Source organism: Myxococcus sp. AM009, from assembly GCF_013372605.1.
Classification (GTDB): Bacteria; Myxococcota; Myxococcia; order Myxococcales; family Myxococcaceae; genus Myxococcus; species Myxococcus vastator.
The window spans coordinates 1-10,280 of record NZ_JABXEP010000208.1 but is presented as its reverse complement, the minus strand read 5'-3'; the positions used below and the strand labels follow the sequence as shown (position 1 = coordinate 10,280).

The window sequence follows — 10,280 nt, the reverse complement described above, 5'->3', positions numbered from 1 at the left end:
CGGACCTCTTCCACCAGGCCGCCTCGGTGCTACTGCCCCTCTCCCAGCACCTCCTGCAATGCATTGCCTCGGCGGACGTGGTGTGGGCGGACGAGACGCCGCTGCGCGTGCTGGACGTGAAGAAGACGCGCCTGGGCTACCTCTGGACTTTCCTCACCCAGAATGCGGCGGGCGAATGGCTCATCGGCTACCGCTTCAGCATGGGCCGGGCCAGCAAGACGCCGAAGGAAGTCCTGGGTGGCACCGCGGGCGCCCTCGTGGTGGACGCGTACACCGGCTACAACGCGGTGACGCTGCCGCAGGGCCGGGTGCGCGTCGGCTGCTGGGCCCATGTGCGTCGCCGCTTCTTCGACGCGCTGGCGACCGCGCCCGAGGCGCGTGAAGCCCTGGACTTCATCCTCGAACTCTACCGGGTGGAGGCCCAGGCGCGAGAGGCGGACGTGGTGCGCACCGCGGCCCACCGCGAGCTGCGCCAGGTGCACAGCGCCCCCGTCCTCGCCAGGCTGCGCGTCTGGCTCGAAGCCCAGGCGCCGCGTCACCCGCCCAAGAGTCCACTGGGCCAGGCCATCTCCTACGCCCTCAAGCAGTGGGAGGCCCTCACGCGCTTCGTGGAGAATGAGCGCCTGCCTCTCGACAACAACCGCTCGGAGGCAGCGCTGAGAAAGGCGGCCCTGGGCCGTAAGAATTTTCTCTTCGTCGGCCACGAGGCCGCGGGAGAGAACCTCGCGGGCCTCTATGCACTGGTGGCTTCCTGCGAGGCCAACGGCGTCAACCCCGAGACGTATCTCGCGGACGTCCTGCTGCGCGTGCAGACACACCCCAACTCGCGCATCGGTGAGCTGCTACCCCACGAGTGGAAGCGGCGACGCGCCGCCGACCCTCCCGATTCGCCCCTCCAGCTCAGTCACTGAACAGCTCTCGCTCGTCGAGGCGCTCGCCGAGCACGGTCCTCGTCCGCCATCAAGCCTCCTGGCACGACGTCCACCGGACGGGTACCGATGCCCCACCGAGCGCGCACCTCGTGCTCACGCTCGCGCGTCGCTGGACGGTCCGCGCCCAGTTCTAGGAGCGTGTTGCGGTAATCGCGGTGGGGCTTGCCCGGAGGGAGGCCCGCGTGGTGAATGCCGGGCATGAGCAAGAAGTTCCGCCCCTGAAATGTTGAGTTGAGCTGAGAGAGTTGAGCCGACAGGTTGAAGGGCTCCAGGCCCAGGTCGTGCGTGGCGATGGCGTGGGAAGGAGGTAGCGTGGCGCGGCCATGTCCGACAGCCCGCGCGTCCTCCTCATCGCTGAACGCTTTCCTCCCGACATCGGAGGCCTGGCCCGCAGTGGCGCGCGCACCGCGGGCTCGTTGGTGAAGCTGGGGGCCCGGGTGGACGTGCTGGCCTGGACTCGCACGGCGGCGCCAGGCGCGCTCCAGACGGTGGCGGACGCCGGGGACGTCTCACCCTTCGCGCGAGGCGTGACGCTCCACCGGCTGGGGCTGTTCGGCAGCACGGACCTGTCCATGCAGCACACGCTCGACGTGCTCGGCTACCTGCACGCGAAGCATCACTACGACCTGGTGTGGGGGCACTACCTGTCTCCGCCCGGGTTCCTCGCCGTCGCCTTCGCCGAGTCCGTGGGCATCGCCTCCACCGTCAGCGCCCGGGGCAACGACGTGGACCAGCTCATGTTCCCCCCGGGCGACTTCGCGCGCCTGCTGTGGACGCTGCAACGGGCCCGCGTCCTCACCGCGGCCTCCGCGGACCTGGGCCGGAAGATGCGCATGCTGCTGGGGCGGGACGAAGCCGTGGAGGTCATCCCCAACGCCGTCGACACCGGCATCTTCTCACCCGGCCCCGCGGACCCGGCGCTCCGGGCGCGGCTGGGCATCACCCCCGACGAGGCCGTCCTTGGCTTCTCCGGGGAGCTTCGGCACAAGAAGGGCCTGCCCTTCCTGCTCTCCGCCCTCACCGCGGTGCGCCGCGTCCGGCCCGCGTGCCTGCTCGTCATCGGCGAGGTGCGGCCGCGCGACGCCGAGCACCTGGTCGCCTTCCGCGCCGAGCATCCCGAGGACGCCGCGCGCATCCTCATCTCCGGGCCGCTGGACACACCGGAGGCCATCGCCGCGCACCTGCGCCTGTGTGATGTCTACCTCCAGCCGTCGCTGTGGGAGGGCATGCCCAACGCCTTGCTGGAGGCCATGGCCTGCGCCCGGCCCGTCATCGCCAGCGACGCCGGCGGCATCCCCGAGGCCGTGGATGACGGACGCAATGGCTTCATCGTCTCCAAGGCCCTGCTCAATCACCTGGGGCAGGCGTGCCTGGACGTGCTCTCCCTGCCGCTCGAAGAGCGCGCCGCGATGGGCGCCGCCGCCCGTCAGCGCATCGAGGAGCGCTTTCAGGCTCACGCGGAGGCGGAGGTGCTCCGCCGCGTGCTGGCTCGCGCCATCCCGAGCCGCTCTTCGTAAGCGCTCACCAGGGCCTCGCCCGCGCGGCTCCACGGGAAGTCGCGCGCCACGCGCGCTCGCGCCTTCGCGCTCATCGCGGGGCCCAGGGTGGGGTCCGCCCTCAGGGCCTTCACCGCTTCAACAATCGCCTTCGCCGAGCCCGGCCGTATCAACATCACCTCGTCCGGCGCGGCCAGCGTGCTCACCACGGGGAGGTTGCTGGCCACCACGGGCGTCCCGGTGGCCATGGCCTCCAGCAGCTTCAGCGGGCAGCAGCCCTGCACGCAGTTGCGGTCGTTGAAGGGCAGGGGCACCAGCACCACGTCGCAGGCCTGGTGCAGCGCCGCCAGCTCCGCCTGGGGCAGGGGCTCCCGCAGCTCCACGGCGCCCTCCAGCAGCAGGTCCCCGCACCGGTCCATCAGCGCCCGCCGCGTGTGCCGACGCAGCGGCCCCACCAGCGTCAGCACCGTGGGCAGCTCCCGCCGCAGCAGCCGGCAGGCGTCGATGGCGTGGTGCACACCCTGCCAGGACGTCATCGTCCCGCTGTACAGCAGCCGCACGGGGCGCCCGGGCTCGAAGGGTCGCGGCGGCGCGTACCGGAACACCTCCAGGTCGGCGCCATTCGGAATCACCCGCACGCGCGAGGACTCCACGCCCCGTGCCGTCACCAGGTACTCCGCCGTCACCGCGCTCGGGGTCACCACCAGGTCCGCGCGCGAGAGGCAGACGTCCTCTTGCGCCACCAGCTTGCGCAAGAGCTCCGCGTCATCCGCCACGTCCGGGTAGTGATACTTCAGCTCGATGGAGGGCAGGCCGTTCACCTCGAAGACGAGCGCGTCCGTCAGCGCGTCCTTCTGGCAGGCGACGGGGTAGCCTTCGAAGATGGAGCGCACGTGCACGACGGAGGCGCGCGGCCGTCCGCGCCACCAGGCCGCCAGGTGCGCGCGGAACGACAAGGCCTGGGCCATCAGGTCCTTCCCGCGTGACTCCAGCGGGTGGTACGTCACGCCCTCCACCAACGCGAGCGGCCCGGTGGGCGCGCTGGGGTTGTCCCGGAGCGCGACGAGGTCGACCTGGCCAAAGGCCGCGCCCAGCGCCTCCACGAAGGCCCGGATGTGCACCGCGGCGCCCTTGGGCGAAGGGAAGCGGTCGAACGACGCGTAGACGATGCCGGTGCCGGGAGCGTGAGACACACGCGTGTTGCTATCACAGGAGGGTTTGACCCCTACGGCACGGACCCTTACGCTTCCCCCTCTTTCGTACCGCCGAGGGGGCGCGACCCATCGTGGCTTTCAACATTGACCGCTTTCGCGAGGAACGCGTCTACAGGTGCAGCGGCCCCGTCGGGGAGCTGAGGGAAGACCTGGAGCGGCTGCGCGTCCTGGACGTGGAGGTGGAGCAAGCGCGGCGGAGCTGGGGTCAGTCGACCCTGTTGTGCCTGGCCGCCGCTGTCATCATCTTCATCTTTCGAACGACGCTGGAGGAGGGGCCCGAGGACGCGCTCGCGCTGCAGCTCACCCAGTGGGCGGGACTCGCGCTGCTCGTGGGGTCCGTGGGGTGTCTTACCGTGTACCTGCGCTTCCGGAGCCTGGACCTGGAGAACCGGCGATACACGCTGGCCTCCCAGGTGCTCCACCGGCTGCGCCGTGACATCGGCCCTGACGCGCCCGTGAAGCTGGTGCTCGACTTCACGCCCGTGGACAGCCCGGGGAAACTGCAGGGCAAGCGCGTCACGCCCACCGGCTGGGACGCGGAGAACTTCGCCGACCCGTGGTTCACCCTCCAGACGCGGCTGCTGGACGGCACGCACCTGCGCATCGCCATGGTGCAGTGGCTCGAGAAGCGCTCGCGCACCCGGCGCAGCAGCAGCGGCAAGACCAAGACAAAGCACCGGAAGCGGAGCTGGGCGCTGCTCCAGGTCCAGCTCCGCGTGAAGGCGGAGCGTCATCCGGACCTGGCGCTGCTGGAGCCGGAGGCCCGCCAGGCCATGCGCCTGCCGGACGGCGCCGCCGTCGACAAGCTCCAGTTGGGCGAGGACCGGATGTCCCTGCGCACTCTGGTGGAAAGTGAATGGGACGCCGGCCCCGCCATCCCGTCGAACGCGGTGGATGCGCCGAAGACGGTGGTGATGATGTTGCTGAGCCTCTACCAGGTCCTCAACTACTCCAAACACCTGCGCAAGCAGGCGAAGGCTTCGTGATGATGGGCATGGGCCGGTTCCTTCTCTGTTGTTCCCTGGTCGCGCTCACGGGCGCCGCCGGAGGCTGCAAGCCCGGTGACACCGAGCCGCCCCCCGCCATGCGCGCGCTGGAGGTGCCCCGCGCCCCCGCGGCGGTGAAGGGCCTCGCGGGCAAGCTCAAGTTCAAGGACGACGCCGACCGCGCGCGCTTCTCCCTCAAGCCGAAGGACGACGGCGCCAAGCTGGTGGACGGCGAGGAGCGCGAGCTGGCGCGCTACAAGTGGAAGGGCGCGGCGCTGAAGGTCTCCGGCCCGGATGACGTGGCGCTGGGGTACGTCGTCGGCTCCGCGGGCGGGGCGCTCACCGTGCGGGATGGCGAGCAGCGGCAGGTGCTGTTCACGCTCGCGCGGCAGGGGCCAGGCTGGCGTCTCAACGACATGAAGGGCACGCTCCTGTACTCCGTGTGGCCGGAGGACGACGGCGCCCGCATCCAGGACGGCGCTGGCGCGGACGTGGCCCGCGTGAAGGTGCGTGAGGGCAAGGTGTCCCTGCGTGATGCGAAGGGGCGCACGTTGCTCGCCACCAAGTCGCTGCTGGCGGCGGAGGCCGCCGCGTGCCTCGCCTTCGAGGCGCTGGAGCCGCCGCTGCGCATGGCGCTGCTCTTCTACCTCCAGGCGCCGCCGTCCCTGGAGCGTGTCCAGCCATGAGTGGGTTGCTCTGCCAGGCGAACGTGGGCTTCCTGTTCTCCCATGGCTGTGGGAGCGCCGCGGCCATGACGTGCATGCGGTGCGCGATGCCCCTGTGTGAGCAGCACGTGATGCCGGTGGGTGGGGAGATGCTCTGCGCGACGTGCGCGCGGCAGCACGAGGACCACACCGGCGACGAGGGCGGCGTGGACGAGGACCACCCGAGCTACTACTACGACGACTACGGGTACTACGGCGCCGCCGCCACGTCGGGGCGCGGCAGGGCCCACGACGCCAACGACTTCACCGAGGCTGACGGCGAGAGCCTCCGCCACGAGGACGACGCCTCCTTCGAGGAGGACATGGGCGGGAGCTGATGGCCGGCCGCTGGCTCGTCTATGCGCTGGGAGGCGGCATGGGGCACCTCACCCGTGCCTCCGCGCTGGCGCGCGCGGCCTCGCGCCGAGGCCACGCCGTCGTCCTGCTCACCAACAGCCCGTTCGCGAGCGGGCTCCCGCTGGAGGACGTGCTGGGCACCGGTGTCGAGGTGCTCCGGCTCAACCCCGCCCTGGGGCGGGAGGCCGTGGGAGAAGTGGTGGAGCAGTGCCTGGAGGACGTGCGCCCGGACCTGTTCGTCGTGGACACCTTTCCCCGGGGGCTCGGGGGCGAGCTGGCGCCGCTGCTGCCCTCCGTGCGCGCGCGCAAGGTGCTGATCCACCGCGACGTGAACCCCACGTACGTGAAGCAGTACGGCCTGGCGCGGGCGGTGGACGCGTTCGACCTGCTGCTCGTCCCGGGCGAGGCCGCGCCCTTCGCGAACCATCCTCGCGCCGTGAGGACCGCGCCCTGGCTGCTCCTGCGCGCCAGCGAGCTGCTGCCCCGTGACAAGGCCCGCGCGCGGCTGGGCGTGCCCGCGGAGGACACGCGCGTCCTGGTGGCGGTGATGGGCTGTGGCACCCCCGAGGAAGTGGGGGAGGCGGGGCACATCGCCGCTCGGCTGGAAGCGACGCTGGGGCCCGAGGCCGTGGTCCGGTGGCTGGTGCCGCCTGGAGCGGCGATGGATGCGCCAGCGTCCGCGCCGCGCGCCAAGCAAGGCAGGCGGGCTGGGGCTTCCCTGGAGGAGGGCCTGGCCCTGCGCAGGTCCACGTGGCCCGCGCTGGCGGTGCTCCCCGGCGTGGACGTGCTCGTCGGCGCGGGCGGGTACAACACCGTGCAGGAGGCCCGCGCCACCGGGACGCCCTTCGTGGCGCTCGCGCGGCCCCGGCTCTACGACAGGCAGGCCCTGCGGCTGCGCCCCGAGGAGCGGGCGGGCTCCGTGGAGGCGCTGGTGGCGCGTGCCGCCGGCCTCGCCCGTGCCTGCCCGGCTCGGAGCGAGAGGCCCTACGTCAGCGGGACGGACGACGCGGTGACGCTCATCGAGCGCACCGTCCTCAGTGCTTGAGGTCCTTGTGTCCCGGCGCCGGGTCGATGCCGTGCGCCATGATGAAGTGGTAGAGCGCCTGCGGGTCTTCCTTCGGTCCGCCCATGAGCTCGACCAGGAAGTGGCCCTGGGCGCCCGTGTCCGGGTCGGGGGCGACATTCACCTCCGTCACCTCGCGGCCGGGGATGACCAGCTCGCCCACCAGCACCTTGCCCTTGAGGACCTGCACGATGTGCTGGCGCTCCTCTTCCAGGAGGGCCCAGTGGAAGTCGTCGTGGTCATACAGCATGGCGTCCACGGAGCCGCACCGCAGGATGCAGTGCGTGTGCTCCTGGAGCCAGCGCCAGAAGCCATCGAATTTCAGGGTGCGTACCGGCTGGGAGATGATGTCCATGGAGGCCTCTCGCTCGTCGGCCAGGGGGCTTGCCGACCGCGTATCGTTCCTCCCTAGCACGGCTGACGCTCTCCGGTGACGTCCGCTTTCGGGGAACTGGCGGGGCGTGCCCGCTTGCCATCCGGTCCGCGAATCCCGTGGGCCTTGGCCGTGTTGCTTCTCTCAGGAATGGGGCGGCCCTCGTGCCTGGGAGCCCCGTGAGGAGCGCAAGTGAAGGTCCCTTCGGGTGTCTGCCCGGTGTCCCAGATGGCCCTCGTCCTGCCCGGGGTGGCGCCATGAGCCTGCGCTCCTGGCTTGCCGCCACCATGGGCGTGCTGACGTTGATGACGTTGGCGGTCGCCACCCTGCTCATCGTCTTGACGAGCGTGCTCGACCGCTCGGCCGCGACGTTGGGGGTCGCCGTCGAGGGCATCCGGGTGTCCGAGGAGTTGGAGGTGGGTCTGCTGGCGCACGACCGGATGGTCCGGGAAGGGCCCGCCCGGGTGCCGCGCGGCCCGGACGGGCTGCCGCGGTCCGAGCTGGAGGCTTCGCTGTACCGGCAGATTGGGGAGCTGCGGCGCATCGCCTCGACGGAAGCGGAGCGCGAGCGGCTCGACGAGGTCCGCGAGGACGTGGATGCCTACTTCTCCGCCCAGCGGGACCTGGCGCGCGCGGAGTGGGAGGCGGGCCCGGCGCTGGACGCCGCGTTGAATGGCCTGGAGCAGGTCATCGCCCTCAACGTGGAGAGAGCGCGCGCGGCCCGCTCGGAGTCGGAGCGGTGGAACACCATCGCGGACTTCGTGGGCGTGGTGCTCTGCAGCTCGCTGCTGCTCGGCGTGCTCATCGTGAGCGCGCTGCTGCGGCGGGTGGCGCTCCAGCCGCTGCGGGACATCAGCCAGGCCATGCGCCGCTTCGGCGCGGGCAGCAAGCGCACCCGGGCGCCGGAGGCCGGGCCCACCGAGCTGCGGGACATGGCGCGCACGTTCAATGAGATGGCCAACAGCCTGTCCCACCAGCAGGAGCAGCAGCTCGCGTTCCTCGCGGGCGTGGCGCACGAGCTGCGCAATCCGCTGTCCGCCCTCAAGTTGTCCACGGCCCTGTCGGACCGCGGTCGCGCCCAGCTCACGCCCGAGCGCATGGACCGCACCCTGGCCCTGGTGGGGCGGCAGGTGGAGCGGCTGGACCGCATGGTGGGCGACCTGCTCGACGCCACCCGCATCGAAGCCGGCAGGCTTGAGCTGCGCCCGGAGATGCGGGACGCGCGTGAGCTGGCCCGCGAGGTGGTGGAGCTCTACCGCTCCGGCGACACCGGCCATGGCCTCCGGCTCAGCCTGCCGGACGTGCCCGTGCCGGTTCGGGCAGACCCGGCACGGCTGGAGCAGGTGCTCCACAACCTCATCAGCAACGCGCTGAAGTACTCGCCGGCGGGCAGCACCGTGGAGGTGGCCGTGCGCCGCGAGCAGGACACGGCTGTCCTGTGCGTGACGGACCAGGGCATCGGCATCTCCGAGGAGGAGCGGCGCCTGCTCTTCGCGCCCTTCCAGCGCGCCGGCAACGCCCGTCAGCGCGCCCCGGGCGTGGGACTGGGCCTGTCGGTGGCCCGGCGCATCGTCGAGGGGCACGGGGGCAGCATCGACGTGGTGAGCCAGCCCGGCCATGGCTCCGTCTTCTGTGTGCGGCTGGCCGTGGCCGCCGAGGCCGCCCGGCACTCCGAAGAGGACGCGGGGCTGACGTCCCCCCAGGACACCCTGCACTGAGGGGCTGCCCCCAGGTTGGCGTGAAGCGTCGCATGGCGCGCGTCCACGTGGAGACGGCGGATGCGTTCACGCGAGGCTCGACGTACCTTCGGGGTCCAACCTTCAGGAGTCGCCTGACCTTATGAAGATTTCGCGCCGCGCCGCGCCGCTCGCCGCCCTCCTGGCCCTGGGAGGGCTGGGGGCGTGTGCCTCTCGCCAGCAGGCGCCGACCGCCGCCGCGAAGGCCGAAGCTCCGCGGGCCGCCGAGCCTGTCGTCCAGTCCACGGAAGGGGGCTTCTCCGTCGCGATTCCCGGGCCGGTGAGCGAGGAGCGCCGTTCGCAGGAGACGGATGTCGGCGCGGTGACACTCCACACCTTCATCGCCGTGCGGCCGGAGGTGGACACCGCCTACTACGTCTCCTACACGGACTTCCCCGCGGCCGCGGTGTCCCAGGCGGACCCGCGTGACGTGGTGGCCCGGGCCAGCCACGGGGCGCTGGAGGCGCTGGGCGCCACCGGGCTGTCCGCGCGGCCGCTGGTGCTGAGTGGCTTCCCGGGCTGGGAGGTGGAGGGCGTGTCCGGCCCGCGTCACCTGCGCGGACGCTTCTTCCTGGTGGGGCCCCGGCTCTACCAGCAGCTGCTGCTGCACCCGGAGGGCAAGCCGCCCCAGGACGCGGACCGCTTCTTCGAGTCCTTCCAGTTGGACCCGCAGGTGGCCGCGATGTTGACGGGCGCGCGGCGCTCCTGAAGGGGGGCGTCAGTGGCGGTGCTCACCCACCGCGCTCAGCAGCACGTCCATGTCGAAGGGCTTCTTGAGGATGGCGCGGACCCCGGGGAGCTGGGCGCGGCCGCTCGCCGTGACGAGGATGATGGGCAGCTCCGCCAGGCGCTGCTCCTGCTGAAGCCGGCCGACGAACTCCTCGCCGTCCATGACGGGCATCATCAAGTCCAGCAGGATGAGGCACGGCCGCAGCGCGTGGGGCCCGGACAGCAGCGCCAGGGCCTCCTGGCCGTTGGCGGCCTGGGCCACGGCGTAGCCTTCGAAGGACAAGATGTCCTGGACGGCCTCCCGGATGTCGGCGTCGTCGTCCACGACGAGCACGGTGTTGGACGCGGTGCTCACGGCTTCGAGCCGCTCTGCCCCTTGCGCAGCCTTCCGAAGAGCTGGGTCATGGTGTCTTGACGGCATGAGAGCGTGTGTTCCAGGGAGCTGAAGCCTCGGCGCGTGAGCTTCACCGTAACCGGCGCGTCTGTCACGCACTCCAGCGTCACCGACAGCGGCGTGGTGCCTTCCGTTCGACCGTTCACAGACACTGTCGCGCCCGCCGGCGCGGAGTCGACCATGAGCAGGCTGACACCTTCCATGAACGCGCGCTGCTCGCGGACCTCTCCCTCGCGGACCTCCGAGGGCGGGTCGAACTGCGGGGCCAGCGTCGTCTCGGGGCGGGGGGTGGCGAC

At 71.5% G+C, this 10,280-nt stretch carries 12 protein-coding genes; 8 read left to right on the top strand and 4 right to left on the bottom strand.

What is annotated here, in order from left to right; translation table 11 throughout:
* Both HV824_RS32370 and HV824_RS32365 read left to right on the top strand, forming a co-directional pair.
* Nucleotides 1-911, top strand: a 911-nt coding sequence (locus HV824_RS32370; protein WP_176424968.1) for an IS66 family transposase, incomplete at its 5' end; no start/stop codon positions are given.
* Nucleotides 912-1,255: 344 nt separating this feature from the next.
* A complete protein-coding gene (locus HV824_RS32365; protein WP_176421371.1) occupies nt 1,256-2,449 on the top strand; it encodes a glycosyltransferase in 1,194 nt (397 codons plus the stop codon).
* On the opposite strand, the gene HV824_RS38300 is transcribed toward HV824_RS32365, so the two are convergent.
* Nucleotides 2,386-3,621, bottom strand: a complete 1,236-nt coding sequence (locus HV824_RS38300; RefSeq protein WP_176421370.1) for a glycosyltransferase family 4 protein — start codon at nt 3,619-3,621, stop codon at nt 2,386-2,388. The genes HV824_RS32365 and HV824_RS38300 overlap by 64 nt on opposite strands.
* Nucleotides 3,622-3,713: 92 nt before the next feature.
* Here HV824_RS38300 and HV824_RS32355 point away from each other — a divergent pair, with 92 nt between their 5' ends.
* The 4 genes from HV824_RS32355 to HV824_RS32340 are packed head-to-tail and all read left to right on the top strand — an operon-like array spanning nt 3,714 to nt 6,734.
* Nucleotides 3,714-4,628: a hypothetical protein gene (locus HV824_RS32355; protein WP_255208512.1), complete on the top strand. Its 915-nt coding sequence runs from the start codon at nt 3,714-3,716 to the stop codon at nt 4,626-4,628.
* An 8-nt stretch (nt 4,629-4,636) separates the two neighbouring features.
* Nucleotides 4,637-5,314, top strand: a complete 678-nt coding sequence (locus HV824_RS32350) for a hypothetical protein (protein ID WP_255208511.1) — start codon at nt 4,637-4,639, stop codon at nt 5,312-5,314.
* A complete protein-coding gene (locus tag HV824_RS32345; protein WP_176421368.1) occupies nt 5,311-5,670 on the top strand; it encodes a hypothetical protein in 360 nt (119 codons plus the stop codon). Before HV824_RS32350 ends, HV824_RS32345 begins: the two co-directional genes overlap by 4 nt.
* A complete protein-coding gene (locus tag HV824_RS32340; protein ID WP_176424967.1) occupies nt 5,670-6,734 on the top strand; it encodes a hypothetical protein in 1,065 nt (354 codons plus the stop codon). Before HV824_RS32345 ends, HV824_RS32340 begins: the two co-directional genes overlap by 1 nt.
* On the opposite strand, the gene HV824_RS32335 is transcribed toward HV824_RS32340, so the two are convergent.
* Complete coding sequence (locus HV824_RS32335; protein WP_163783216.1) at nt 6,724-7,107, bottom strand: serine/threonine protein kinase; 384 nt, start codon at nt 7,105-7,107, stop codon at nt 6,724-6,726. The two genes, HV824_RS32340 and HV824_RS32335, sit on opposite strands and share 11 nt — an antisense overlap.
* A gap of 275 nt (nt 7,108-7,382) precedes the next feature.
* Between HV824_RS32335 and HV824_RS32330 the strand changes: the two genes are divergently transcribed.
* Together HV824_RS32330 and HV824_RS32325 are read left to right on the top strand one after the other, a co-directional pair.
* A complete protein-coding gene (locus tag HV824_RS32330) occupies nt 7,383-8,843 on the top strand; it encodes a HAMP domain-containing sensor histidine kinase (RefSeq protein ID WP_176421366.1) in 1,461 nt (486 codons plus the stop codon).
* Nucleotides 8,844-8,964: 121 nt separating this feature from the next.
* On the top strand, nt 8,965-9,570 hold the full coding sequence (locus HV824_RS32325) for a hypothetical protein (RefSeq protein WP_176421365.1): 606 nt from the start codon (nt 8,965-8,967) through the stop codon (nt 9,568-9,570).
* A gap of 9 nt (nt 9,571-9,579) precedes the next feature.
* On the opposite strand, the gene HV824_RS32320 is transcribed toward HV824_RS32325, so the two are convergent.
* Both HV824_RS32320 and HV824_RS32315 read right to left on the bottom strand, forming a co-directional pair.
* Nucleotides 9,580-9,945 carry a response regulator gene (locus HV824_RS32320; RefSeq protein ID WP_176424966.1) on the bottom strand — a complete coding sequence of 122 codons (366 nt, stop codon included), beginning with the start codon at nt 9,943-9,945 and terminating at the stop codon, nt 9,580-9,582.
* Nucleotides 9,942-10,280: PEGA domain-containing protein (locus tag HV824_RS32315; RefSeq protein WP_176424965.1), on the bottom strand; the 339-nt coding region annotated here is incomplete at its 5' end. The genes HV824_RS32320 and HV824_RS32315, both read right to left, overlap by 4 nt.

Bases quoted from the DNA above. Each gene is read 5' to 3' on its own strand.
- HV824_RS32365 (WP_176421371.1), top strand. From the start codon at position 1,256: ATGTCCGACAGCCCGCGCGTCCTCCTCATCGCTGAACGCTTTCCTCCC.
- HV824_RS32350 (WP_255208511.1), top strand. From the start codon at position 4,637: ATGGGCCGGTTCCTTCTCTGTTGTTCCCTGGTCGCGCTCACGGGCGCC.
- HV824_RS32345 (WP_176421368.1), top strand. From the start codon at position 5,311: ATGAGTGGGTTGCTCTGCCAGGCGAACGTGGGCTTCCTGTTCTCCCAT.
- HV824_RS32340 (WP_176424967.1), top strand. From the start codon at position 5,670: ATGGCCGGCCGCTGGCTCGTCTATGCGCTGGGAGGCGGCATGGGGCAC.
- HV824_RS32335 (WP_163783216.1), bottom strand. From the start codon at position 7,107: ATGGACATCATCTCCCAGCCGGTACGCACCCTGAAATTCGATGGCTTC.
- HV824_RS32330 (WP_176421366.1), top strand. From the start codon at position 7,383: ATGAGCCTGCGCTCCTGGCTTGCCGCCACCATGGGCGTGCTGACGTTG.
- HV824_RS32325 (WP_176421365.1), top strand. From the start codon at position 8,965: ATGAAGATTTCGCGCCGCGCCGCGCCGCTCGCCGCCCTCCTGGCCCTG.